General features: G+C 62.8%; 26 protein-coding genes. 20 read left to right on the forward strand and 6 right to left on the reverse strand.

Annotated features, from left to right (window positions below):
* The first annotated feature begins 2 nt into the window (after positions 1–2).
* The 3 genes from ACFB49_RS14255 to ACFB49_RS14265 all read left to right on the forward strand — a co-directional run bounded on the left by ACFB49_RS14255 (position 3) and on the right by ACFB49_RS14265 (position 5,874).
* On the forward strand, positions 3–1,058 hold the full coding sequence (locus ACFB49_RS14255; RefSeq protein WP_380871890.1) for a FecR family protein: 1,056 nt from the start codon (positions 3–5) through the stop codon (positions 1,056–1,058).
* Between the two features lie 92 nt (positions 1,059–1,150).
* Positions 1,151–3,757, forward strand: coding sequence for a TonB-dependent receptor domain-containing protein (locus ACFB49_RS14260; RefSeq protein ID WP_380871891.1), 2,607 nt, complete (start codon positions 1,151–1,153; stop codon positions 3,755–3,757).
* Between the two features lie 38 nt (positions 3,758–3,795).
* A complete protein-coding gene (locus tag ACFB49_RS14265) occupies positions 3,796–5,874 on the forward strand; it encodes an Atxe2 family lasso peptide isopeptidase (protein WP_380871892.1) in 2,079 nt (692 codons plus the stop codon).
* Here ACFB49_RS14265 and ACFB49_RS14270 read toward each other — a convergent pair.
* From ACFB49_RS14270 to ACFB49_RS14295, 6 genes are all read right to left on the reverse strand, one after another.
* On the reverse strand, positions 5,871–7,493 hold the full coding sequence (locus ACFB49_RS14270; RefSeq protein WP_380871893.1) for an asparagine synthase-related protein: 1,623 nt from the start codon (positions 7,491–7,493) through the stop codon (positions 5,871–5,873). The genes ACFB49_RS14265 and ACFB49_RS14270 overlap by 4 nt on opposite strands.
* Positions 7,494–7,654: 161 nt before the next feature.
* Entirely contained in the window at positions 7,655–8,323 is a 669-nt protein-coding gene (locus ACFB49_RS14275) for a lasso peptide biosynthesis B2 protein (protein ID WP_380871894.1), read from the reverse strand.
* A 55-nt stretch (positions 8,324–8,378) separates the two neighbouring features.
* Positions 8,379–8,519: a benenodin family lasso peptide gene (locus tag ACFB49_RS14280; protein WP_182914057.1), complete on the reverse strand. Its 141-nt coding sequence runs from the start codon at positions 8,517–8,519 to the stop codon at positions 8,379–8,381.
* Positions 8,520–8,691: 172 nt separating this feature from the next.
* Positions 8,692–9,333 carry a GntR family transcriptional regulator gene (locus ACFB49_RS14285; protein ID WP_380871895.1) on the reverse strand — a complete coding sequence of 214 codons (642 nt, stop codon included), beginning with the start codon at positions 9,331–9,333 and terminating at the stop codon, positions 8,692–8,694.
* On the reverse strand, positions 9,333–9,752 hold the full coding sequence (locus tag ACFB49_RS14290; RefSeq protein ID WP_225011178.1) for a helix-turn-helix domain-containing protein: 420 nt from the start codon (positions 9,750–9,752) through the stop codon (positions 9,333–9,335). The genes ACFB49_RS14285 and ACFB49_RS14290 overlap by 1 nt, the downstream gene beginning before the upstream one ends.
* A gap of 130 nt (positions 9,753–9,882) precedes the next feature.
* Positions 9,883–10,389, reverse strand: coding sequence for a hypothetical protein (locus tag ACFB49_RS14295; protein ID WP_380871897.1), 507 nt, complete (start codon positions 10,387–10,389; stop codon positions 9,883–9,885).
* Between the two features lie 290 nt (positions 10,390–10,679).
* Here ACFB49_RS14295 and ACFB49_RS14300 point away from each other — a divergent pair, with 290 nt between their 5' ends.
* From ACFB49_RS14300 to ACFB49_RS14380, 17 genes are all read left to right on the forward strand, one after another.
* Positions 10,680–10,982, forward strand: a complete 303-nt coding sequence (locus ACFB49_RS14300; RefSeq protein ID WP_380871898.1) for a hypothetical protein — start codon at positions 10,680–10,682, stop codon at positions 10,980–10,982.
* Positions 10,966–11,742, forward strand: a complete 777-nt coding sequence (locus ACFB49_RS14305; RefSeq protein WP_380871899.1) for a DsbC family protein — start codon at positions 10,966–10,968, stop codon at positions 11,740–11,742. The genes ACFB49_RS14300 and ACFB49_RS14305 overlap by 17 nt, the downstream gene beginning before the upstream one ends.
* A gap of 223 nt (positions 11,743–11,965) precedes the next feature.
* Entirely contained in the window at positions 11,966–12,283 is a 318-nt protein-coding gene (locus ACFB49_RS14310) for a hypothetical protein (protein WP_119749734.1), read from the forward strand.
* A gap of 112 nt (positions 12,284–12,395) precedes the next feature.
* Positions 12,396–12,662, forward strand: a complete 267-nt coding sequence (locus ACFB49_RS14315; RefSeq protein ID WP_119749732.1) for a type IV conjugative transfer system protein TraL — start codon at positions 12,396–12,398, stop codon at positions 12,660–12,662.
* A gap of 5 nt (positions 12,663–12,667) precedes the next feature.
* Positions 12,668–13,303 (forward strand): TraE/TraK family type IV conjugative transfer system protein, encoded by a 636-nt coding sequence (locus ACFB49_RS14320; RefSeq protein ID WP_380871900.1) that lies wholly within the window; start codon positions 12,668–12,670, stop codon positions 13,301–13,303.
* Positions 13,287–14,069 carry a type-F conjugative transfer system secretin TraK gene (locus tag ACFB49_RS14325; protein WP_380871901.1) on the forward strand — a complete coding sequence of 261 codons (783 nt, stop codon included), beginning with the start codon at positions 13,287–13,289 and terminating at the stop codon, positions 14,067–14,069. The genes ACFB49_RS14320 and ACFB49_RS14325 overlap by 17 nt, the downstream gene beginning before the upstream one ends.
* 104 nt (positions 14,070–14,173) lie before the next feature.
* On the forward strand, positions 14,174–15,379 hold the full coding sequence (locus tag ACFB49_RS14330; protein ID WP_380879970.1) for a TraB/VirB10 family protein: 1,206 nt from the start codon (positions 14,174–14,176) through the stop codon (positions 15,377–15,379).
* A gap of 35 nt (positions 15,380–15,414) precedes the next feature.
* Positions 15,415–16,026: a TraV family lipoprotein gene (locus ACFB49_RS14335; protein ID WP_380871902.1), complete on the forward strand. Its 612-nt coding sequence runs from the start codon at positions 15,415–15,417 to the stop codon at positions 16,024–16,026.
* On the forward strand, positions 16,023–18,545 hold the full coding sequence (locus tag ACFB49_RS14340; protein ID WP_380871903.1) for a TraC family protein: 2,523 nt from the start codon (positions 16,023–16,025) through the stop codon (positions 18,543–18,545). Before ACFB49_RS14335 ends, ACFB49_RS14340 begins: the two co-directional genes overlap by 4 nt.
* Positions 18,545–18,877, forward strand: a complete 333-nt coding sequence (locus ACFB49_RS14345) for a hypothetical protein (protein WP_380871904.1) — start codon at positions 18,545–18,547, stop codon at positions 18,875–18,877. Before ACFB49_RS14340 ends, ACFB49_RS14345 begins: the two co-directional genes overlap by 1 nt.
* Positions 18,874–19,107, forward strand: coding sequence for a hypothetical protein (locus ACFB49_RS14350; protein ID WP_380871905.1), 234 nt, complete (start codon positions 18,874–18,876; stop codon positions 19,105–19,107). The genes ACFB49_RS14345 and ACFB49_RS14350 overlap by 4 nt, the downstream gene beginning before the upstream one ends.
* Complete coding sequence (locus ACFB49_RS14355) at positions 19,097–19,795, forward strand: conjugal transfer protein TraW (RefSeq protein WP_380871906.1); 699 nt, start codon at positions 19,097–19,099, stop codon at positions 19,793–19,795. Before ACFB49_RS14350 ends, ACFB49_RS14355 begins: the two co-directional genes overlap by 11 nt.
* On the forward strand, positions 19,792–20,808 hold the full coding sequence (locus tag ACFB49_RS14360; RefSeq protein WP_119749715.1) for a TraU family protein: 1,017 nt from the start codon (positions 19,792–19,794) through the stop codon (positions 20,806–20,808). Before ACFB49_RS14355 ends, ACFB49_RS14360 begins: the two co-directional genes overlap by 4 nt.
* 266 nt (positions 20,809–21,074) lie before the next feature.
* A complete protein-coding gene (locus ACFB49_RS14365) occupies positions 21,075–22,937 on the forward strand; it encodes a hypothetical protein (protein WP_380879972.1) in 1,863 nt (620 codons plus the stop codon).
* Complete coding sequence (gene traN, locus ACFB49_RS14370; RefSeq protein WP_380871907.1) at positions 22,934–24,040, forward strand: conjugal transfer protein TraN; 1,107 nt, start codon at positions 22,934–22,936, stop codon at positions 24,038–24,040. The genes ACFB49_RS14365 and traN overlap by 4 nt, the downstream gene beginning before the upstream one ends.
* Positions 24,012–24,869 (forward strand): type-F conjugative transfer system pilin assembly protein TrbC, encoded by an 858-nt coding sequence (locus ACFB49_RS14375; RefSeq protein WP_380871908.1) that lies wholly within the window; start codon positions 24,012–24,014, stop codon positions 24,867–24,869. Before traN ends, ACFB49_RS14375 begins: the two co-directional genes overlap by 29 nt.
* Positions 24,841–25,446, forward strand: coding sequence for a S26 family signal peptidase (locus tag ACFB49_RS14380; protein WP_380871909.1), 606 nt, complete (start codon positions 24,841–24,843; stop codon positions 25,444–25,446). Before ACFB49_RS14375 ends, ACFB49_RS14380 begins: the two co-directional genes overlap by 29 nt.
* The last annotated feature ends 17 nt before the right edge of the window (positions 25,447–25,463 follow it).

A 25,463-nucleotide genomic window follows, 5' to 3' on the forward strand; every position in this document is an offset into this window, starting at 1 on the left:
AGATGCCGGGCAACGCGCCCCGGCAGGATCAGTTGCTCGAAGAGGCCTCCTTCTGGTTCGCGCGCATGCGCGGTCCGGACGCGGAACAGTATCGCGCAGATTTTGACGCCTGGCTGGCCCTCGGAGCCGCGCATCTCGGCGCCTATAACCGCGCCGGGGAGATTTTTGCCCTTGGAAAGTTCCTCGCCGAGTCGCCGAATGCGGCGACCGACGGCGATCACGATGATGGCGAGCCGACACCTTCGCGCTGGCGCGGATTGGCGCTGCTCGCCAGCTTCCTGATGATCGTCGGGTTTGGCGCCTGGGTTGGGCGGGACTCCCTCTCGAACATATTTGGCAGAACCAGCGAGATCGCTTCGGTGCGCCCGGCAGCGGCGCCCGACGGCCAACTGTTCTCGACGGTGGGAGGCACGCGTCGCAACTTCAGGCTGGACGACGGCTCCACGGTCACCCTGGACGCCGAAAGCGTTCTTTCGACAGCGTTCGACGGCCAGCGGCGCGAGCTGCGCCTCAAGCAGGGACGCGCGCGTTTCGACGTCGCCCATGAAACCCGGCCGTTCGTGGTGCTTGCCGGCGGTGGAAGCGTAACCGCGCGCGGAACGATCTTCGACGTCATCCTCAACCGGGACGATGGCGTGACGGTGCGGCTGTTGCGCGGCGCGGTGGATGTCGAGCGCCCAAGTAAGACTGGCGGGGCGGACAGAGACAAGCAGGCCATCACACGCCTGGCACCCGGCGAAGAGCTGAGCTTCGGAATCAGCGGGCTTCCCGATCTCGCCTCGGCCACGAGGGTTGGCGATGCCGTCGCTGTCGTTTCGCTGCCGGACATCGCCGCGGCCAAGGAGTTCGACATGGTGCCATTGTCCCAGGTGATCGCCGAAGCCAACCGGGGATCAGGGATCCCGATCCGTGTCTCCGATCCGGCGGTTGGAGCGATCAAGGTCTCGGGCCGGTTCCGCATCGACAATCCGGAACGGGTTGCCGATCGGCTCGCTACGCTGTTCGATCTGGAGGTCGATCGCACCCGCCAGGATGAGATTCTCCTTCGGCCCCGATGAACAATGTGAAGAAAATATTGCAATAGTGACCCCGTAGTTCGCGGCCTTGCTGCGATGCACCCAGAAAGCCTCGCCATAATGGCGAGATCAGCATGGGGGAAATCATGGGGTTAGTGCGGAATGGGGTTCGGATTCGACTGCTCGCAGCGGTGGCGATCAGTGCATTGGCGATCGCCCCGCCGGCGAGCGCGCAGAATGGCCAGCGACAGGAATATAATGTCGAGGCTGGGGATCTTGGCGCCGCACTAAGAACCGTCAGCCGCCTTTCGGGTCGCGAAATCATCTTCGGTGCGGAGGCGGTCAAGGGCAAACATGCTCCCCGCCTGCGCGGAACCTACAGTGCGGACGAGGCGGTCCGGGCGTTGCTGGAGGGCAGCGACCTCACCGCCGAGTTCCGAAAGGATGTCATCCTCATCCGGGGGCGATCGGAGGCGTCGGGCGAGGTAACCGATCGCCCGGCGGAACAGAGCGACATCCTCGTAACCGGTTCACGTATCCGCGGCGCCCAGAGTCCATCGCCAATTGTAGCGAAATCGCGCAAAACGATCGTCAACGAAGGCCAGACCGATCTTGGATCGTACTTTCGATCTTTGACCCAAAACTTCTCTGGAGGTCAGAATCCAGGTGTCGTTGGGTCTCAGGGACAATCTGAGAATACCAACGGCTCGTCTGCGTTGAACTTAAGGGGTCTTGGCCCCGATGCGACGCTCACCCTCGTAAATGGGCATCGCAGCGCCTACGATGCGGTTGCCCAAGGTGTCGACATTTCGGCAATTCCGTTGGCGGCTGTCGAACGTGTGGAAGTGGTTACCGATGGCGCTTCGGCCCTTTACGGTTCGGATGCGGTGGGCGGCGTTGCGAATGTCATCCTGCGGCGCGACTTTAAGGGGGTCGAGACGGCGGCCCGGCTTGGCGCGGCTACCGACGGCGGCGATGTCGAGCAACAATATACATTCCTGGGCGGCCACCGTTGGGGTTCCGGCGGTGCTGTGGTGACGCTTGAATACAACCACGCCTCGCCGATTGTGGCCGGGCAACGAAGCTACACGCAAGGCTTGGATCGCCAAGCGACGCTATTCGCCGGTCAAAAGCAGTTCAGCGCCGTCGTCGCAGGACATCAGCAGATTTCGGATTGGCTCTCCTTCGAAGTGGACGGCCAGTTCAACAAGCGCAGTTCGCAGGTCTGCTCAGCGGCCCTGGCGACAAGCAGTTGTCGGATCAATGGCTCTTTCATCGACCGAGACGTCAAATCATGGGCCATTTCGCCCTCGCTGATCGCCGATCTTTCCAATGGCTGGCAAGTCAAGCTGAACGGCACCCATGCCATCAGCGAAACCGAGGTTCAAACGTCGAGCTTCACTCGGGGCGCGACGACGGCGACCTTCCATCCGCAATATGACAACCAACTCGACAGCATCGAGCTCGGTGTTGAAGGCGCACTTTTCCGGGCGCCGGGAGGCGATGCCAGGCTGGCCTTTGGCGGCGGCTATCGGTCGACGAAGCAGGATACCGATTATCGCCAGACGGTGGGCGGCGTGACGACCCCGATCTGGGTCTACACGCAAAAGAGAGACACGGTCTTTGCGTATGGAGAGCTGTCGGTTCCGCTGATCGGCGCAAGCCAGACGATCCCCTTTGCTAGTGAACTCTTGTTTACCGGAGCGGTACGCTACGAAAACAATAGTGGGTTCGGCGATCTGGTCACGCCCAAGTTTGGGGTCGTTTTCAGACCGGTTGCCGATGTGGCGATCCGCAGTTCATGGGGCAGATCATTCAAAGCACCGACGCTGTTCCAGACAGGGCGTGGCTTGCAGGGATATGTGGTTCCGGGATCGATATTCGTGCCCCCTGCCCCGGGCGGGGGCGCCGCCATCTTCCTGCTCGGCGGGCGAGCTGCGCTGGCGCCGGAAAAGGCCGAGACCTGGACGTCGACCATGACTTATACGCCAAGCTTTGTGCGAGGCCTGACAGTTCAAGCCAGCTATTTTCGGGTTCGCTATCGCGATCGGGTGGTTACTCCCATCACAAACCTGGCTGCTGCGCTTGGGCCAGACTACAAATCGTTCGTTACGCTTTATCCAAGTTTACAAGACGTGCTTGGCGTTGCTGCGAACGTCCCCGAGGGCCTCATAAACCAGACTGGTGCTCCGTTCGATCCGAGATCGGTGGTCGTTATCGTCGATAACGCACTGGTCAATGCCGCCCGGCAAAAGATCGAAGGTGTTGATTTATCGGTCGGATATGTCGGCAAAGTCACCGCATCGGACTCCATCGATTTCAATGGTTCAGCAAGCTACCTCAAGAGTTCGCAGCAGCTTATTGAAGGGCGTCCGTTTCAGGATCTTTCGGGGACTGTGTTCAACCCGCCGCATTGGCGTGCAAGAGCCGCTATTGGCTGGGAACGTGCAACATTCAGATTGGGAGCTGCACTTAGCTATATCGGTGGAACACAAGATAGCCGCTTCGCGCCTACTGTTGAAATCGGCAGTTTTACGGCAGTTGATATCAACAGCCGCATCCGCACGGCAGACGGCCACGACGTATTATCGGGAATCACCTTCGAGTTATCGATCCTGAATCTCTTCAATGAGAAGCCGGCAACGATACGGACGACCAGCGCCGCCGCAATCCCCTTCGATTCTACGAACTATTCAAGCATCGGCCGCGCGGTGAGCCTGACGGTGCGTAAGGAATGGTGACGCGCAATCAGCGCGCTCTCCCATACCTCGCACTTCCAATGATCATCCTCGCAGGATGTAGTCGCGGGGCGTTTGCGCGGACAACCGAAGAGGCCTGTTGGGAGCAGGCAACAACTGGCGACGGGGCCGCCGCCGCAAAGCGGCCCCTGACAACTCGGGATCTCGTGCGTCTGCGAGATATTGGTTCGGTCTATCCCTTGCCGGGTGCGCCGATGTTCACCGTCTCGCCCGACGGGAAGGAGATTGCCTTTCAGGTCCGGCAAGCCGATCCTGATCACAACCGGTATTGTCTTGGGGTATTCATCAGCAGCGTCCATTCGCCCGGACTTGCTCGAGAGATCGATCATGGTGGCGACCTTCTGCTCGACCGCTCCGACCAACTCGGGAGAGCAAATCTCGCAGTAGGCACGCCGCGAACGATCACCCCCAAATGGGCGCCGGATGGTACGTGGTTGGCATTTCTAAAGCGCGTTGATGGCATCACCCAAGTCTGGCGTGTGCAGGCAGATGGTTCGGGAAGCCGGCCGCTCACCGACAGCTCTGCGGATATCGACGATTTTGCGATCGGCAGAGACGGGACAACGCTCGTCTACGTCTCTCGACCGGACATCATGCAGGCTCGCTCCGATATCGAGACTGAAGGGAATACCGGGTTTCACTACGATGAGCGGTTTTTCCCTTCGGCAAGCTCGAACCCATTCCCACGATCCGGCATCACAAAACGATACGATGCACTCGATTTGCGGACGAACCACACCATGGTTGCGACGCAACCGCAGATTGCCGAATTGAGTGATACGGTGCCGCAAGGGTATGTGGCAGCGCCCCGAGCTCGCGGCGGGCGTCCGGTTTGGCGTATAACACCAAACACCGGTTTTCCCGCACGCAGCCGCCTGGCGATCGAGAATGCTGCTGGTTCAATCATGGAATGCTCGGCGGCGGCCTGCCTCGGCGAGCAGTCCGTGATGTGGAGTTCGCCAGACCTCCAGCGGATTTATTTCATTCGTCGAGAGGGATGGGCTGCAAGCATCACGGTGATCTATGTCTGGGAGCCGGGTTCCGACCGAACGCGGCCGATCTACCGCACGACCGACTTGCTCTACGATTGCGTTGCTCCTCAAGACGAATCCATCTGTGTGATAGAAGGGTCTGTCCAACCGCGACGCATTGTCAAATTTACGGAAGACTTCAAAGATGCCACAATACTTTTCGATCCAAACCCGGAATTTGCCGGCTTGGCAACGGGACGTATAGAGCGGCTGAAGTGGACGAATATTTTTGGATTAGAGGTCTTTGGCGATATTGTATATCCAACAGATTACAACCGAGCCAAACGCTACCCGTTGGTGATTACGCAATATACCTCTCGCGGCTTTCTCCGCGGAGGAACTGGCGACGAAGTACCAATCCAAGCCCTTGCAAATCGCGGTTTTGCGGTCCTCAGCCTCCAACGGCCAAGTCCACTGCCCCTCGCAAGAGGGGCCCAGGACGCATATGAAGTTGACCGAATGCTGCTACGGGATCTCCGTGACCGCCGCAGTGTGCTTTCCGCGATTGAATCTGCGGTCGAGGGACTTGTGCGGCGCGGTATCGTAGACAAGGGCCGCATCGGTATTTCGGGTCTGAGCGACGGATCGTCAACAGTGCAATTCGCCGCCCTCAACAGCAATATCTTTGCTGCCGGTTCGGTCAGCGGCTGTTGCTGGGAGCCTAATCAAGAAGTTGTCCTCGGACAAGCGATTGGCAATCATTTCAAACGATCGGGGTGGCCCAGACTCTCAGATAGCAGCAACAGAATCTGGGACAGACTGTCGATCTCAAAGAATGCAAGGCGCGTTCGTTTCCCAATACTGATGCAAATGGCCGATGAGGAATATCTCATGGCACTGCAGAGCTTCACGGCATTGAAAGAAGCTGGCAAACCTGTCGACCTATTTGTGTTCCCGGATGAACATCATTTCAAGTGGCAGGCTTCACACAGGCAGGCTGTCTATGACCGAAATGTCGCCTGGTTTGAGTTTTGGCTGAAGGCCAAAATTCCTGTCTCAGGTCCCTTCGCCGTGGAGGCCAAGAGGTGGGAAGCGATGAAATTGGCGGAACGACGCGGTCCGGGCTAGTGCCCGCCGTCGCCAACGCAATCTTGTGCGGTAGACGGCTGTCTGGTGCGCCAGTGATCGATCCAGGCTTCAGTGTCGGCGAGAAAGAGAAGCGGGACATAGGATTCGCCCTGATCTCCGATATCTGGACGCGTGGCCGTCTCAATTTCCTGCCGATCAACGATGTTGTTGGACGCCAAGTGTCCGTCCATTAGACGCTCGCGAATATCGGCGCAATATTGCTTGAGAATCCGTGCAGCAAATCCATCAGGGCCGCCTTTGGTGCGCCGGGTGGTTATGAGGTCGGGAAGACGCTTGGAGAATGCAGATCGCGCAATGGAACGATCGCGCCCCCCGGTACAGGAAAGCCAAGTCGGTATTGCCAGGCAAAGCTCGACAATGGGTTGAGAGATGAGGGGATTGATTACGCAAATCTCTTCTGAGCGATCCATCATTTCGAGGTGGTTCTGACTGCGCAGGATCATTGCAATATGGGCAGCCTTGCCGCGAAATGCGTCGGCGGGCGCCCGGAGCCACGGATGGGTAGGTGAGTCTTTTGAGAGTTGGGTGACGAGATTGCCGCTCAAAAATCTTGGGTCGAAACGCCACCGGTAACTCCGGGTTGGCTGTCGGCTGATTGCGACGGCTTGCTTTAAGGCAGCGAAAGCACTGCACCCCGTCAACGAGCAAATGTCGCTAAGCGTCCTGAGCATGCCCACGCTGAGCCCTTCGGCCTGAAACCGATCGATAATGGGCCTTGCCGACTGGCTGTGGAAGAAAACATTATCTCCACCATTTCCGGTCAACACGGCCTTTGAGCCAGTTGCCGTCGCCGCCCTTCTGACCGCAGCGTTGTAGGCGAGTGATTGCGAACGGCCGCAGGGATAGGGCTTGTGAGCGACACAGGAGCGGCGCAGATCAATGTCGTCGATCGAGTAAAAGTCCTCAAGCAGTTTTGTCTCAAGCCACTCGCACAGCGCTCTCGCATAGTATCGCTCATCGCCCGACGGATCATCCGTCGCGACGGTAATACATGCTTTGTCAGATCGGGCAGACAGTGAGGCTGCTATTATCGAGGAATCGAGCCCGCCGGAGACGGCAAGCAGAAGCGAGGAATACGGAGAGCTTAGCGCCGTAACGCATGTCGAAACGGTCCGTTCAAGTCGCTCGGCATATTGCTCAGGCCGATCAGATGGAGCCCGATCGACAAATTCCCATGGCGACCAGCAGTCCTCTATCCGAAGCCCGTTGGGCGTCACTATGACCGCTGATCCTGCAAGGACACGGGACAACCCATCAAGTGCGGTCTGTCGGATAGGAAGATCTGCGAAGTAGAGATATTTTGAGAGCCCCTCCCAATCGATTGCCACGTCGAGCAAGCCTGCATCCTGCAGGAGAGCCGGGTCCGAGGAGAACGCCACAAACGAACCAAAGTCTACAAAGTAGCTCGGCATCATTCCGGTGGGATCGGGCTGAATATAGACGCGCCCAGACGTCTGGAGCGCAACGACGTAATTGCCCCAATAGTGGTCAAGCAGCGCCGATTCTCCGTCCCGTTGGACGTCAGCCAAGAGGTGGGCATCACCATGATCGATCGCGCGGCCCGGGCCGCGGCGAGGAAACAGCGTGCCGATGGCCATGCCTAGCGGAAGGGCCAACAACCAACGCGGATCACTGACGACTGCTGTGATCGGGCCAGCAGAGTGGCTCGCAGCCAGCCCTGTGCGATTCAGGATATCGGCGATTTTGTCGTGCCGGCTGGTTTCGTCTCGAAAGATGAGGAGGAGATACCGGACGTTCGTCATAGGGCGAAAATGCGCGCAAAAAGTCGGGCATGTTCTGATCGATCATTCAAGACGAGATCGCCCTGCTGTACCCAACAGTGGGCGACAAAAGGGTTGGTGCGAACACCTATGACGAATGTTGGCGTGCTTCCGCGCCGGTAACATAGCTGCAGCAATGCCAGCGAACGATTCAAGCATCGGTCAGATGAACCAAAGAGCAGGCTGGTTGCTTGAAGCGCTGTTGCGAGCCGTATGGCCGTTGCACCGTCGTTCCCGGGCTGCAGCGCTTGGGCTGCATTGCGCGAGCTCTGCAACATGCGCAAAATCTGTTGAAAACGCCTAGTTCGCAGAACGATGGCCGCACGGGCCTGTGCTGCGGCAGCCGTGGCCACATCCGACAAGGAAGGGCGAGAGCGATTGTCGGATAGATCGCGATACAGAGCGGGGGGATCTAAATCGGGCAGTAACGGCTTTGGATTCGGCATGTCTACAACGAGCAGGCCTCTTCCGATCAACTCCTGAATTTCGGGCCCGCGTTCGTTGATCTGCCCTCCCCGGGCCGCTTCAACGAAAACGCCCTCCAGTCGATCGGGGAGACAAAAGTAGCGACCGGCCAGGGCATCGAGAAAGATGACCTTCCCATTGACCATGCAGCTGTGGAGATTGTGATCGAGACTATAGCGCATGACAGCATCGAGCCTGGAAACGTGCGCTCCCCGCACGGAGAGCGCACGCAAGGTTTCAGTCGTCGGTGAGCGCGCCGCCGAAAGGCTGCTGCTGGCCTGCGGTATCGTTGAGATTCGGGGCGCCACCCTTGGTCTCTTCGATGACACCGCCGAGGTCGATCAGCTCGTCGTCGCGATGTTGGTCGTTGCGCTGCATGATATGCTCCTCTTGATCTGTCGTGTGAATCCACGACAGTCCCGAGTTACTCCGTCCAATTCCGCAGATGTTGCAAGTATATCTGGACAAATTGGCGCGATATCCGCGCACGGCCATTGGGATTGACCCGAGCTTGAGGACCGCGGGCATATCTACCTTCTAAATACGTGAATTAATTATCGAATAATCTTGGAGCCTGCTTCTGGATAATGTCCTGTTGATGGATGATTCTCCGCTCATGGTACGACTCGATGCGCCGGTGGATGCTCTTATGGACATCGGCCACGGCGGAATTTGTCATTGTACGCAGCTCTCGAGCGGCCTCCGTGACCTTGGCCACTCCAGCGACTCGCGGATAGAATAGGCGCTCGTTGATCTGCGCGATCGTGGCCATGGCCTCCGAATTGCCTGTGGCTTCGGCAAACGCCAGGAAGATCGCCCCGGTAAGTGTGGCGATCTCAATGGGGGTGCTGCCGAACTCGACACCCGAGAAACGGTCCAGCGTCTGGCTGAGAACCGATTTCTTCAACTTCTGGGCCAAGCCCAGCAGCAGATGCGTATTCCAGGCATAAAGGTGGATCAGTTCCAGCGGGGTTGCGAGCGTGACCCGAAATCCACCGGTGCTATCCGGCTCGACCAGGCCTTCACCCATCAGTCGACAGGCGGCTTCTCGCACCGGTGTTTTACTCGCCCCATGGCGGTCTGCGATATCCTGGATTTCGAGCTTCTCGCCGGCGTGGAAGAGTCCTGCGAGATAATCCGCTTTCAAGGCCCGATAGACGCGCTCTTGCGTGATCGGATCGGCGGCAGACATCATGAGCTCGCTCCCGCCACGAGCGGCGAGGACTGCCAGCGAGGCGTCAAGGCATTGGTCAGTTGGCTGAGATTCCGCTCCGCGACAACTTCAACGCACAGCCGCTCGAGATCGCAAAGATCGCCGGCCGCGAGCTGCCTGGGGAAGCACATGCGTTGGCCCGCGAACAACAGGGGGATGAGAATGTGGCCGGTCGACAGGCCAAGCCGATATGTACAGCGCAGATGATCATCGAGCTTCGACTTCGGATTTCCGGACTCGATCTCACGCAACCAGCGGACTCCCATGCCGAGATTCCTTGCCAGCTCGCGCTGCGTGATACCTATCTTCTTCCGTGCTTCCTCGATCTGCCGTCCCGACTGTTCTTTCACATACGAGAGCGGTGCATCAGCAACGGAAGCCGCGCAATCCAGCGACATTTCCGCGTCTCCTTACGGGAGATACCGCCCGCCAAGGCCATTCCGGACCCTATTGCTAGGTGTGCATACCACCACTGTCAAACGGAACCGCCGCCAATTTGGCCAAGCATTGACTGCCAGCTTTCTGAAATCATTGAGCAATCTCGCCATCGGCGATGGGCGGTCTCTTCACCGGCGGCCGTGCGCGCTCGAAGGCAGCCAGGAGCTGTGCGCCATCCGCCCGCGCAAGATGCTGAAGCGCGAGAATGTAGATGCTTCCAAGAGAGGGCGCCTCACGATCCGGCGTGGCACGTCGAACGCGCTCGGCAATCTGAGAAGCAATATCCCAAAGGCGATGCGGCGCACCGACGTGATGCTCTTCCGATCCGCTCAATGGTGCTGCTCGGAGGGCATTCAAAGAATCGACGATTGCGCTCGCAGGGACCGTATCGAGATAGTTCACAGCCACATGCAGGGTCGTGCCCCACGCAAGCAGACAGCGTGTCGTGCGAATCAGATGGCAGTGCGAGTCGATGAGCACATCCATCCCGGCCGGCGAGAGCCGGAGTTTGAAGGTTCGTGTTGCTCGGCCCATTCGCTTGCTACCCCCTTCCCGATGGCGATTTGCTGCTGTTTCGGGGCGAAAGTCGGCCTTCACCCTACTCCAACCATGACCAAAGCGGCACTTCAGTGCCGCTCGGGTCCATTTAGCGTCCAATTGAGCGCGTGATGGTCTCCAATATTCAAGTTGCGGACTTATAAGCTTTCTTTCGCCGGTTCGGCACTTCAGTGCCCTCCCTATTGCAGGCATTTCAAGACATCGGCATTGCTCGTGGCACACCGGATCGGTGGTCATGGGCGGCTCTAGCTAACGTCCGCAGTCCCTCGATCCGCACCTTCCAAACCCTGAACCGAAGCGCGGATTCGCGCCACGAGGAGACGTGTCTCATGACCTTTCCACGCCTATCGACCGGGCTTGTTGCGATCCTGGCGACCAGCCTACTCGCGCCCCAGGCTCAGGCTCAAAATTATCGGCCTGACGCCGAAGGTTATCCCTGTGCTGCTCGCGACCGCCTGGCGGTCGTTCAGGACGATCAGGGCTACTCGATCCGCCACCAGCCGCACACACAGACCGACAAGGTGGCGGCTGCGTCCGTCATCCCGATCGGCGCAGCGCTCACGGTAGACGCGAAGATCTTCGCGCTCGCCGCCAGCACCGCGAAGGAGGTTTCGCGTGCGCCGCGCCGCTGAACTGTTGGCAGCTTCGCTGCTGATCGCCGGGACATCCGCTTTTGCGCAGGATGCACCGGTGGCGCCGGCGACCGATCCTCTGCCCGCGGCGGCTGCGGACGCCCAGCGTCAATTGCGCCAGACCTTCACCAACCTCAGCTTCGAGGATTTCGGGCCGGCGCCCGTCAAGGGGCCAATCTATCAGGCGGCCGCAGGCGGGCGCATCATCTATTTCGCGCCGGAGAGCGGGCACCTGCTGTTCGCTGCGGTTTACGACAAGAACGGCCTCAACGTCACCGCGATGGCGCAGGATGCAAGCGCGCGGAAGCGGCTCGACGTTATCGACCCAACCCAGGCACTCGTCATCGGCCCGGCCGGCGCGCCAAAGGTCATCGAGTTCACCGATCCCGACTGTCCCTATTGCCAGGCGCTCGAGCGGTTCTGGGCGGTGAAGGCTGCCGAAGGCAAGGTCGTGCAGCGTCTGATCTATTTCGTCAGCGGCATCCATCCGGAAGCCGCGGCGAAGGCCGAGCACATCCTGTGTTCGCCCGACAAGGTCGCGGCTTTCAAAGCAGTCTATGCCGGTGCCCGACCCGCCGAACTGCTCAAATGCGCCGCGGGGGCGGATAAGGTCACCAAGGACGCGTTGACCGTCAAGAAGATGGGTGTCTCGGGGACACCGACATTGTTCGTCGACGGTAAGCTGATCTCCGGCTTTCAACAGGCCGAACTCGAGGCGTTCCTCGAGCAAAAGCAGGGGAACGCAGATGCGCGCCCCTGACACTAGGTTCGCGGTCGTAGGCGACCGCGCTGACCTCAATCTGGCGGGCCTCATCCCCGCCCCGCGCGACCGCTCTCCCGAGCGCGCGCCGGGTGGTGCGAGGGCCGGGATGCCGGCGGTCGCGCTCCTTCGGAGCCGTCCAGCGTCGCCGTCGGCCGACAACGATTTCAATCGGTGCCGGCAGGCATGTGTTCGGACGGCTCCGCTTCCAAGGAGACCATCAATGCTCAAACTGCTTCGGGGCAGGACCTTCCGCACGATCGACGCGGCCGTCCTGATCCTTCTGGCCGCGCTGGCCGGCACCACCGTCGCCCATGCGTTCACGGCGCCCGCCGCGGGCGACCTCGGCTACGACATCTACGACATCGTCGTGAACCAGGGGGTCAAGGGTCCGCTCGGTTTCGTAGCGGGCGTCGCCGCCTTCCTGTTCGGCGTCAGTCGCCTGTTCAGCAACATCATGATCGGCATTCCGACGATCGTGGCTGCCGTCTGCCTGATCAAGGCGGACAGCATCCTCCAGACCTTCGGCATGGTGATCTGAGCATCGGCGTGCCGGGCCGGCGCTGCCGGCGCGGTCGCGCCTTCCGAGACGGGGGGTGGTGGTCATCCCTCGGAGGTCACGCTGACGCGTGATGAAGCAAGGGAGAAGGGCGTTGGACGAACGTCTTCCACAATTCCTGCACAGGCCGGTCCAGATCCTCTGGTTCGACTCCCAGGAATTCATCGTGGTCATGTCGACCATCTTCGTCGCCGTGATTGTCGGCGGGATGATCGGCTGGGCGCTCCTCGGCGTCCTTCTCCTCTTCATTCCCTGGAAACGGAGCAAGCCGCGCGGTTTCATCCCGCATCTCGCCTGGCGCTGGGGCCTGCTCAAATTCCGCAACTATCCGGGTCCGACACAGACCCGCTTCTTCGAGTAGAGCGCATGGGGCATCCATTCAGACGCCAGGTCGCTGCCGACATGATCGGCGACACACGGCCAAGCTGGCACCTTCACCGCTATCTGCAGGGCTCGGCCAACCTGTTCGAAGAGAACCGGCTGTTGAAGTTCGCGATCGCCGGCTTGTTCGGAATCACCGCGGTGCTCGGCACGGTCCTCTATACGTCGAACCAGAACCAGCGGACCGTGATCGTACCCTTCGGTGCGGGCGGTGACCTTTATGTCACGGGCAACAAGCCGTCGGCGACCTATCTGCGCACCATCACCCGCAACATCGTCAGCATGGCGGGAACCTATTCATCCTATTCGGCCGACCGGCAATTCCAGGAGCTGCTGAGCCTCGTCCATCCGAGCGCCTTCAATGGCCTGCGCGACAGCCTGAACCGGCTGCTCGACGAGCTCAACAGCAATCCGACGCTCTCGATCGCCACCTACATCCGGGCCGATCAACCGGTGACCTACACCGATACCGAGATCGTCGTGCCCGTGGAAAAGGTCCGCGTCATCGGCGGCGTGATCCGCAAGTTCCGCGGAAATCTGCGCATTCGCTACGCAATCGACAACGGCCGTTTCTGGCTAACCGCCCTTCAGGAGGAGAATTTCAGTGCCGAGATTCGGTAGAAGCCTGAGGCTTGCCTGCGCCCTGGCGGCATTCACCGCCACAGCGCCGGCGCTCGCCCAATCGGTCGCGGCCCTGCCCGACCAGACCAGCCGCATCCGGCTGTCCAACCGTGACGTCAATCATATCGTGTGTGTCGGTGGCGACATCGACGACGTCAAATTCTCCGCGGAGAAGGGCCTGGCCGTCGAGCGCGGCGGCTCCGACGCCTGGGTCAAGTTCCTGGTGCTCGAGACCGATGACCCGAATATCGAAGGGGGCGGCGCGAAAACCCGGACCTATGTGACGACGCCGTCCGAATTCTTCGTCTCGTGCAACGGCGCGATCTACCCGCTCTACGCCGAGCCGGCGGACATGCCGGCCCAGACGGTGACATTGGTGCCAGGCGCCGCCCAGCGGGCGCGGGCCAATGACGCGCTGCTGGGCCCGCTGGTCGAGGAAGAGCGCGCGGTCGGCATCGTGCTGGCGCTGCTGCAGGACCGCGTTCCCGCCTCTTTCTCCGAAGTCGCTCCAAGCCGCGACCGGCTGACGCTACCCGACCTGCCAAGCATCACGATCAGCGAGCGCCGCCGTCTTGATATCGAGGGTGCGGGGCTCTCGGCCAGCGAGTATCTGGTGAGCACGAGCAATCAGGTAGCGCTTGAAGAGCGCAATTTTCTCGACAGCGCGTTCGGCCCGGACATTTTCGCCGTGACGCTCGACCGGCTCGCGCTTGGCCAGGGCGATAGCGCGCGTCTGATTGTCGTGCGCCGGAGCGTCGGCCAATGACCGCGTCAATGGACCCGGGCGCGACCAATGCCGCGCCCCAACCCGAACCGCTCGGCGGCGCTTCCACGGATGCACCCATCGAGGCTGATACCGACCGCCCGGCCATGCTCGACATGCGCGCCCAATGGTCGCGTCTGACCTCCGACCAGAAGCTGCGCGCAAAGCAGATCAGTGTCGCGGCAACGATCGCCCTGGTCGGCTATGGCCTTTATTCGGCGAGCAACAGCGGCACCAAGGATCTGGCGCCAGTGCCCGAAGCCTCCAAGTTGGACATGGGCGCCGGCCTGCGGGGCGACAGTCTCGAGGTGAAGATGCGGGGCGACCTGCAGAAGATCCTCGATGGTCAGTCGCTGCTCGGCGACCGAGTCACCGCGATCGAGGAAGGCAAGATCGTACCGGGCGGAGGCGCTGCGGGCCACGCACTGCCAGATGGCACCGACGCGGGATTGCCGCCGGCCTTGCCTGGGGAGGCGCCTGCCTATCCGCCCGCACCGCCCGAGGCGAATTCGGATGGCGGGTCGCTGCCGCCCCCACCTGCGGCCCCCACGGCACCCCCGGCTCCACCAGCGCCGCCGACCGAGCGCCAGGTCGGTGCAATCGGCGCCGCGATCACGGCTGCCGGCGAAGGAGGCGCAGCCAGCGGGGCGCGATCAAAAAAAGCCAATCGGACGATTTATTTGCCGCCTGGTTTCATGAAGGCGCGGCTGCTGACCGGGATCGACGCGCTCGCGAGCCGCGATGCGACGAGCAATCCGGAACCGATCATCGCGCGCGTCCAGGCCCCCGCCGTGCTGCCGAATGACGTGAAGGCCAATCTGTCCGGGTGCTTCGTCATCGGCAATGCGACCGGCAGCCTCGCCAAGGAGCGGGTCGAGATCCAACTCGTCTCGATCTCGTGCGTCGATTTCGACCAGCATGCCATCGTCGACCAACCTATCAAGGGCTTCTTCGTCGATGCCGACGGCAAGAAGGGCCTGTCCGGCAAGGTCGTAACCCGCGCCGGTGCGACGCTCGCGCGCTCGTTCATCGCCGGCACGATCGCGGGGATCGCGCAATCGGTCGAGGGCACGTTCGGCGATGTCTCGACATCGGCGCTCGGCAGCGTGCGGACCCTCGATGCTGGCGACGCGGCCAAAACGGGCATCGCCGGCGGACTGTCGCGATCCTCGGACAAGCTCACGGACTTCTATCTCGATCTTGCCCGCCAGGCCGGGCCGGTGGTCGAGGTGGGCGCCGCCAAGGACGTCGTGGTCGTCATCCAGGAGGGCCTAGCGCTCGAGATCAAACCCGCGGTTGGAGCCAAGTTCTGATGCGCCGATCGACCATTCTCCAGGGAGCACCATCCATGCCCAAACACGCCATGCACGGCGGAGCGCTTGCGCTCGCCGCCGGAGTCAGCCTGCTCCTTTCGGGCTGCGCGACCATGGGGTCGCTCATGTCGCCCTATAGCGAGAAATTCTCGTGCAAGAATGACGATCACGGCCAGTGCATCCATCCCGATCGCGCATACGAAGATGCGGTCGCCGGCGTCGCATCGAAGTCGGATCCCGCTGTCACCAACGACCGCAAGATGCTGCGCGATCAATCCGCAGCAGAGCGTGCACGAAGCGGTCGCCGGGCCACGGCACCGAGTGCGTATGGCAGCTACCGCGACAGTGTCTATCAGGAGCTCAAGGGGCTGATCGAGGCGCCGGTGACGCCGATGCTCAAGCCCGCGCGCACGGTCCGGACCCTGATCCTTCCCTATGCCGACCGCCAGCGGCCCGATCGGCTCTATATGCCGCGCTATGTCTATTCGATCGTCGACAAGCCGGTCTGGGTGGTCGGAGGCACGCTCGTCGCCCCGCCGAACCAGGCATCGAAAGCGCCGATCCTCGGCCAGGTTCAGGAACCGGCGGCGGCGGCCAGTGACCCGCCCGAAGCGCCGATCGCCTCCGCGACGGAGCCGCGGCAATGACCGTGCTCGGATCCAAGAGCGGTGGCGGGCTCACTTACGCGCGGATGCGCAATGCCGTGCGCCGCGACGCCTATTCGGACTATCTGCCGCTCGTCGCCTGGGACGCGGAGACCGAGGCGTTCCTGTGCATCGACGACTGCTGGGGCCATGCCTGGGAGATCGTGCCGACCGCGTACCTCTTCGCGCATGTCCAGGGTGCGCTTCAGGGCCTGCTCAACATCCATTTCCCCGATGGCACGGTCCTCCAGCTCCACACCTTCGCCGATCCGCTGATTGACGATGCGCTCGACGCCTTTCTCGACCTCAAGACCCGCGACGATCCGCTGATCCAGGCGTCCGCGCGGCGGACGCGCGAATATCTGAGCCGAGGTCGCCATGGCCTGAAGGCGCTGCACGGCATTCCCATCCGCAACTTCCGGACCTTGCTGTCGGTCAAGACCCGGCGACCGCTTGGCGAAGACCTGCGCCGCCAGATTGAAGAACAGCTCGCCAAGCTCGGCATTCGCCGGCTCGAGCCCGAGGAGATGATCGCCTTCTACCGGCGCATCTTCAACGGTGTCGCACAGCCCGCGCCCGGCGTGTTCGCCGATGGAGGGACGATAGGCGCACCGCCGCTCGCCAAGCAGATCATCGATGCTGGTCCCGACCTGGTGTTCGAAGGCCAGGAGGTCTTTCTCGGCAACCAGGTCGCGCGCTGCCTGACGCCCAAGGCGCCGGCACGGCGCATCACCGCCGAGCGCGCAAACCGCTTGCTGGGCGGCATGCGCGGCTCGGCCGAGGATAGCGACCAGATCGGCGGGCCGTTCCTCTACACACTCAACATCCTGTTCGATCATTCGCAGTTTGAGATCCACAAGCGCGCGCAGATCCTCTCGGCCCAGAAGGCGGCAGGCTCGTTCGCGGTGGAGGTCGGCAAGCAGATCGAGGAGATAGGCTGGATCCTCGACGAGGCGGGCAATTCCAAGTTCGTCCGCGTCATCCCGACAGTCTGGGTGTTCGGCCGCGACCGCGCCCATGCCCGCGATCTCGCCGCGCGCGCCAAGCGCTTGTGGGAGAGCGAGCCGCTTCCCTTCTCGATGCAGGAGGAGAGCTATCTCAATCCGACGCTGCTGGCGATGAGCCTGCCCTTCGGGCTCTACCCGGACCGGACGACGCTGCGCATGCTCGAGCGCGACTTCCGGATGCCGGTCAAGGCGGCGGTCCTGATGGCGCCGATCCAGACCGACTTCCGGGGCGGCGGGCGGCCGGCGCTGCTCTATACGGGGCGCAAGGGCCAGCTCATCACACTCGACCTGTTCGACCCACGCATCAACAATTACAATTTCATCGTCTCGGCGGAATCGGGCGCGGGCAAGAGCTTCCTGCTCAACAATCTGTGCCAGCAATATTTCGCGTGCGGCGCGCTCATCCGCATCATCGACATCGGCGGGAGCTACCGCAAGCTCTGCACATTGTGCTCGGGCCGTTATATCGACATCGGCGAGGAACAGCTGGTCCTCAACCCGTTCGATATGGGTCTCGCGCTCGATGGGGACGACAAGCAGTCCGCCATCACCATGGCGGTGGCAATCGTCGCCGAAATGGCCAATGCCTCGACCCGCAAGGGCGTCTCGACCTCCGAATGGAACCTGCTGAAATCCGCCGTTCAATGGACGATCGACACGGGCCGTGCCGACCATGGGATCGACTCCGTCCGCGAGTGGCTCGGCACCTATCCCGGACATGCCGGCAGCGATCTCGACCGGGTCGAGCATCTCGTGCCCGTCGCCCGGGAGCTGGCCTTCAATCTTCGCGATTTCGGCTCCGATGGCGCTTATGGCCATTATTTCAACGGCCCCTCCACCCTCGACATCCGCTCGGACGAGTTTGTCGTGCTCGAACTCGAGCGCCTCAAGTCCATGCCAGACCTGTTCAACGTCATCGTCATGGTGGTGGTGAACGCCGTCACCCAGGAGCTCTATCTCTCGGCCCGCGACCGTCCACGCTTCGTGCTGTGCGACGAGGCCGCGCAGTTCATGACGCGGACCGAAGGGCAGGATCTCAGCCGCCTCGCCGAGGCGTTCGGCCAGGGTTACCGGCGCGCGCGCAAATATCGCGGCTCGTTCGGCATCGTGCTGCAGTCGATGAACGACCTGATGCTGTTCGGCGGCACGGGCCAGGTGATCCTCGAGAATGCCGCGACCAGGTTCCTGCTGCAGGGGTCGACCTATGACCGCGCCGTCGAGAACAAGATCCTCGACTATTCGGGATTCGTCCTCGACCTGCTGAAATCGGTCCGCAACTCCAAGCCGAACTATAGCGAGGTGTTCATCGACTCCCCGCTGGGCCTCGGCATTGCGCGGCTCGTGGTCGATCCCTTCTCCTATTGGATCAACACTTCCGCGCCGGACGAGGTGGCCGCCTTCGAGGGCCTGCTGCGGCAGGGCTTCTCACCCCTCGAGGCGGTCTGCCGCCTGGCAGGCGTCGATCCCGCCGAGATCCTCGGCACGCCTGACCCGGTCCGGCAGGCGGCTGAGTGATGGCGATGGGCCGCACTCATTTGTCTCACCCCGACCAGTTGCCGCTCGAACTGTCTGTCGACGGGCTCGAACGCGAGATCGAGGCCCGTGTCGCAGCGCGCTGCGAAGCGGAGTCGGTCCGCTGGAAGTTCCGTCTGGTCGCGATCGAGACCGTGATGATGGGCGCGCTTGTCGCCGCCGCAGGGATCGCCCTCGACCAGCCCGGCATGATGGTCGCCCGCGCCGCCGTGCTGGTCGCGGCCTCGTGCTTCGCAAGCGGCCTGTTGCTGCTCGGCCTCTCGGCCTGGAGCGCGCGCCTGCTGACCCGGTTCAAGCGGTGGAGGGCGTCATGAGCGGTCTGCTGTCTGGAAAGCCATCGCCGAGCTCGGTGCGTCTCGCCGTTGGTGGGTTCGTGCTGATGTTTGTGCAGACCTATCTGCTGATGCTCGCGCCCGGCATTGCGACGCACCTGCGGATGATCGTCTGGCTCGTGACTTTCGTCTCCGGGGCATCGTTGATCGGCGCGCTCGTTGGCCTGCCGGATCCTCCCCCCACCGACTGGAGGCGCCACAATGGCCGCTGATCTCCCCTTCCCGCCCCGCGCGCGTCTTGTCGCACTTGGCCAAGCGGCAACGGTCGCAGCGCTCATCCTCGCCGCGGGCGCACTCGCCATTGCCGCGGACGCGCAGACGGCGCCGACCGGACGAAGCACGATTGGCCGGACGTGGCCGATCGCCGAGCCCGACGCGCTGTCGGAAATCGAGGCCAAGGTCGCCACCTTGCCGCGCGACATGTCCAAGGCTTTCGGCCCGCGGGAGAAGTGGAGCGCCCTTAAGTCGGCGGCGCTGGCGCCGGCTACCGCCGATCGTGTGCGGACCGTCGTCCCTTTCTATACCCTCGACTTCGACATCCAACTGCCGGATGGCAAGACGCTCTACCCCAAGGGCTTCACCTTCAACCCGCTCACCTTCGTCAAGCTGCCGCAGCGGCTGGTGGTGGTGCATCCGCGCGACCTGGGTTGGGCGCTGCGAACCGCACGCCCGAGCGACTTCATCCTGCTGACGGCGTTGGGCGGCGAAAGCGGCGATCCGATCACGCTCACCGAGAAGACCGGCCGCGCGATCTACATCCTGGAGGAACGGGTCAAGGAACGGCTCGGGCTGACGGTCGCACCGGTTGTGGTCGCGCAGGCAGGCCAGAAGCTGGTGCTGACCGAGTTCGGGCCGCGCAGCCGAAGGCTGCCCCTCGGTGCCACGGGAGGCGCACAATGATCCGGCGCTGGCAGATATTCCTCATCGGCCTCGCCATTGGCCTCGCGGGCACGCTCGCCTGGCCGAGCCAGGCCCATGCCTCGAAATGCGAGACCGGCACGGTCTTCAATCCGATCACCAAGGTGCGCTGGACCTGCATCTTCCCGATCACGGTCGGCGGCGTTCGCATCGGCAGCTTCGACAAGCTCGACAAGGCGCTGGATGCGCAGTCTGCATCGAAGCCGCTTTGCGCCTGCCGCAAGGGCGTCCAGTTCTGGTTCGGCGTCAAGGTCTCCTACTGGTCGCCCAACCGCATGGTCGATGTCGTGACCGAGCCGGGCTGCATGATGGCGCTCGGCGCCGATCTCATGCCCACCGGCGGCAAGCTCCAGGGCAGTCAATCCTCGATCTCGGATGGAACGAATACGCGCAAGATGTTCGCGCAGATGCATTATTACATCTCGCCGGTCTGGGCGATGCTCGACATGTTCACCGATCTCCCATGCCTGGAAGATGACGGGTTCGACGTGGCCCTGATCACGGAAATCCTGCCGACCTGGCAGTCGGGCACATTGGGCGCGATCATCCAGCCCGAGGGCATATTGTTCGGCAACCCCGCAGCAGGCCTCGCCTGCATGGGCGACAGCGCGGCAGCCGCCGCTGGCAAGGTGATCGATCCGCTCTTCTGGTGCATGGGGTCGTGGGGCGCGACCTATCCGATCGCCGGCGACATTCATTTCGACGACAGCGTCGAGGCCTGGGCCGGGCTCGCCGCGCGCGGCACGTTCATGATGGGCCGCCTGGGGGCGCTTACGATCAGCTCGTCCGATGGCTGCTCGTTCAAGCCCAGCCCGATCTGGACCAAGTCCCGCTACAAGCTCCAATTGATGGAGCCCGTCAAAGGCGGGAAGTGCGTCAATATCGGCCGGCCCGGTGCGCTCTGGACCAGCGGCAAGCATGCGCCCGGCAAGGACAACGCCCAGTTCATGCTTTTCGAAAAAATGATCTGCTGCGCCGGGATCCCCGTGCCATGAGCGGATTACTTCCCCCCAAATCCCATCTCGAACGTCTCGCGCACGCCGCCGGCAATAACCGGGGGTCTGTCCGCCAAGGCCTCTACGGCCGCTGGCGCGCACGCGAGGCGGGAGCGGCGCCGATGTCCCCCCGCGGCGTCGCTCCACCTACGGCCAGCGCGGCCGTCACGCTCCCCTGGCGGTCCGGGCTGCTCCCCCTGGCCTGGACCGTGAAAGCGACCGCGCTGGCCACCCTTTTCTCCACCGCACCCGTGCTCGCCCAGACGATGGAGGAGCGGGCGCGAACCGCAGCTGAAGCCGCGCGCGCCAAGTCCGGGGACAGCGAGGCGATCCAGCGCAACTATGTGACGCCGGGTCTGTCGGGCCAGCCGATCACGACGGTCGATACCAGCAAGGCATTTACGCCCAATCTCGCCTGCCAGAAGACGGCGACGCTGATGGAGGTGCTGGTGCAGCCGGCATCCTCCGGCGATCTTGGAACGGTCCAGATCGCGCGTGATACCGATCTCGATGGCACGGTCGACAGCCGCATCAACCTGCCCGTGCCGGTCTCGGGGATTTGCGCGAATGGGGTGATCTCGTGCCAGCCCGGCACATGGAACCAGTGCAACTATTTCCGATGGGACGTCGATAGTGCCCGCACCCTGAAGCTCACACAGGTCGATATGCCCGAGCTCGCTGGCTGCTACTGCATCAACAATAGCTGCGGCACCAATCTCGCCTGGTCCAACATGCCCTCGGTACTCGGCGATTTGGGCGGCGGCATGATCGGCGCCCTCACCACGGCCGACCCGCGCATTGGTGTCGCGCAAGCGGTGATCGACGGACCCGCGATTCGCTATGTCGGCGCCCAGTCGACCGCTTGCACCAGCGATCCCTCGCTTGCCCAGACCGGCTATCGTGCCAACCCTTCCGCGCTGGCCGGCGATGCCTTTGTCGTGTCGAGCGGCAACACAGTCTTCCAGGCGCTTGCCGGGTCGCCCGTCGGGATGGGCACCGCCCAGCAGATGCGTCACTGCACGATCGAGCGCCAAGTGACCGTGATCAAGACCGGCGCCGACGACGTCATCAGCCGCACGAGCGGTGGCTATGCGACGATCAAGGACGGCACTTCGCTCGATTTCTATCTCGGCTCACCCAACGACAACAGCCTCGGGGGCGGAAGCTGCCGGCTGTTCGACTTCAGGATGACGTTGCGCGTCGGGGATCCTGATCGGATCGTCGAAGCACGGCTTGCACAATATTATGCGGACGATTGGGCGCAGGTCCGGATCGACGGGACGCTCGTCGCGTCCGGTCCGAGCCCATGGACGTCGACCGGCTTCCCGCCCAGCGGATGCGAGAAGAAGAAGACCTTCTATGCCTATCCAAATCTCGACCTGAAACCCTGGCTCACGGCCGGTGACCACGAAATCTGGCTGCGCGTCGCCGTTGCCAATGGCGGCGAGGGCTTGGGCCAGGTGCATGTCGTTATCGACGATAGCTGCAAGACCGTCGAGCAACTGGTCGACCACTGCGGCGCGATCGCCGCCGATCCCAAATGCCGGGTCGACAGCGAACTGGTCGACGGCGTCCAGACCTTCCGCAACGGCATCAGCACGGGACTGCGCCCGCTGCCCCAGACGCGACTCCTCGGCACGGAAACCTGCCCGGTATCGCTCACGCGGGACTTCTTCCAGAAGGACCGAACCTACCGCTGCGAGATCGACAGCAACGCACTCCCGAAACCAGACACGAGCCGTGGCACCTACATCATCGACCATTCGACCGAGACGATGCTGGCCGACCGGGCACGCCAGGGCGATGGCAGTTTTGCGGAAACGACGCGGCCGTTCAGCCTGCCCGATCGCGGCAGCGTGCCGGCGTGCGAGTCCATCTGCAAGACCCGCGCGCGCCGCGTGAATACCGCCGCGGCCCCTGCCGGGGTCGTCGGCAGCCTGCAGAACAATCCCACCGCCTATGACACTTTCTATCATGCTTGCGGAACCGATAATGTCTGTCCAATCGGCCCTGGCGAGGAGATCGTCTCGGCCTGCGGCTGCCTCGACGATTTTCCCGAGGCTGTCGTCATGATGCAGACCGTGCGCCTCGGCGGCGCCGACCTGGTCTGCACGGGAACGGTCCGATGATCGCGAGCTGGCTCCTCTCGCCGCGCGGCGCGGCGCATTCCATGCTCTTCGCCTGTGTCCTCGTCGCGGCGTGCCAGGCGCGCCCGGCCTACGCACAGCAGATGTGCGCTGCCGATCTGAACGGGAACGGCGACGCGGCCGACGCCGGCGAGATGGCCTATTGCAGCATCACGACAAGCGGTCAGTACCAGTGCCCAATCGAGGAGACCGCCTGCTTGGCTGCGCCTAGCGGGGACTTTAGCTGCCCGCTCGGACCACAATTTTCCTGCTTGCCCAAAAATGGCGGCGCGACCTGTTCACCGCACGCCTGCGCCGATGTCGCGAGCAACCCGATCATCGAGGAGCCCCCGATCGAGGATCCCGGGACGGCACCCGACGGTCCGGTCGATGCCGATGGCAATTGCATGGGCACGGTCGAGATCTTCGGCGGTCGCGCGATGCGCTGCCGGCCCCCTGGGATCAGCACCACCCTTTCAAACTGCTGCAAGGACAAGGGCAAGATCGTCAAGGACGGAATGGGGTCGTCGGTCGGTTCGATCGGCACCAAGATCGCGGTCGCCAAGGGCGTCTTCACCGGCATGAGCGCGGCTTATACAGCTTTCCGTGCCGGGGCGACGGCCGGCCAGGCGGCGAACGCCGGCGCCAATGCGCTGATCATCGGCCTCGATCCGACCTCGATCGCGATCAGCCTCGCGGTCAACTTCATGATCGAGGTGCTGCTCCAGGGCTGCGACCAGCAGGATATGGAGGTCGGCATGCTGCGCGGCTCGGGCATGTGCCATGAGGTCGGCAGCTATTGCACCTCGAGCTTTCTCGGCATCTGCCTGCAAAAGGCGCGCGGCCATTGCTGCTTCAACACCAAGCTCGGCCGGATCATCCAGGAGCAGGGCCGCCCCCAACTCAAAGCGTTCAACGGCAATCTGTGGGGGACGCCCAAGAAGCCGATGTGCCGGGGTTTCACGCCCGAAGAGTTCCAGGCGCTGGACTTCAGCAAGATGGATCTCTCCGAATATTATGCGGACATCGAGGCTCGCGCCCAGTCCGACATCCAGATCGATATGAAGGAGCGCGTCGATGCGTATCTCAAGGCGGTCGGCGAATAGCGCCCTCGTCCTGGCCGGGCTCGCCATCGCGACCGTGGCGCTCGCCCAGGATTCCGCGCGCGAGCGTATCCAGGATCAGGGCGATGCCGCGATGGAGCGCGTGAAAGGCGCTGTCACGCGCGCCAAGGAGGGGCATGCTGACGTGCCGGATCCCAAGCTGCCACCAACCCCAGGCGAGGCGGAACGTCGACGCGCGTTCGAGGGGCTCCGCAGCCGGGTCTCGTCGCCAACACTCGACGCGCGCGCCCGCGCCGCGCTGGCTGCCGGCGAGGCGCGGATGGCAGAGGAGCGCGAGGCGCAAGCCAAGCGCTTGCGCCAGGCACTCGGACTTGAACCCGGTGAGATGGAGGCGGTGGCCAGGGCAGGCCCCTCCCCCAGGGTCAAGGCGTGGGTGCCGGTGCTGTTCGTCTCATCGTCGATCCCGGTCCCAATCCTGCGAACCTACGCCGCGCAGCTCGAGCGGGTGCATGGCGTGCTTGCCTTTCGCGGGATGCCGGGCGGTCTTCACAAGGTGGGGCCGATGGCGAAACTGTCCGCCGAGATCCTACGGATCGATCCCGGCTGCGAGGGGCCATCCTGCGCGATGCGGGGCGTCCAGCTCATCGTCGATCCGATCGTGTTCCGCCAGCATGGCGTCAGCAGGGTGCCGGCACTGGCGATGATTCCGGGCGACCCGACCCAGGCCTATTGCGAGCGGGAGGATGAGAGCCCGAGAGCACGCCACGTCGTCTATGGCGACAGCGCGCTCTCGGGTCTGTTCGAGGAATATGCCCGGTTGGGCGGCGACAAGGAGGTGAGCGATGCTCAGGCTCTTCTGGGCGCTCGCTAGCGGCCTCCTCGGGCTTTGGCCGCGGCTCCGGCGGCTGCCGGGCAAGGCCGCGGTCGCGCTTGGCGCGCCCGGCCTTGGCGAGCCGGCGCGACCGGCGCAACTGTGGCGGGCGCTCGCCTTCGTGCTGCCGGTGGCCCTGCTCGCCGCAATCGCCCTTCCCAAGGTCAGCCTGGTGATGAGCCCCTCGATCGAAGCCTTTGCGGTACGCAAGGCGCCCGGGACAATCGCCAAGGGCGACTATGTGATGTTCACGCTTCGCCACCCGATCGCCGGACCCAAGCCCGTCAATGTGACCAAATATGCCCTGTGCATGCCAGGTGAGCGCCTGACCATGATCGAGACGCCGTCGATCAGCGCGCCCAAGGCATGGGACGGTCACTATTTCTGCGACGGCCAGCTCCTTGGGGTCAGTCTTCCTTATGGCATTCACGGCTTGAAGCTTGAGCATATGCAGTGGAGCGGGGTGATCCCTCCCGGCATGATCTATGTCGGCTCGCACCATCCCCGCGGGTTCGACAGCCGCTATTTCGGCCTGGTGCCCACAGCCACGCTGACGCGGATGGAGCGGCTGCTGTGAACGCGCGCCACACTCGC

Source organism: Sphingomonas sp. DBB INV C78, assembly GCF_042693015.1.
Classification (GTDB): Bacteria; Pseudomonadota; Alphaproteobacteria; order Sphingomonadales; family Sphingomonadaceae; genus Sphingomonas_E.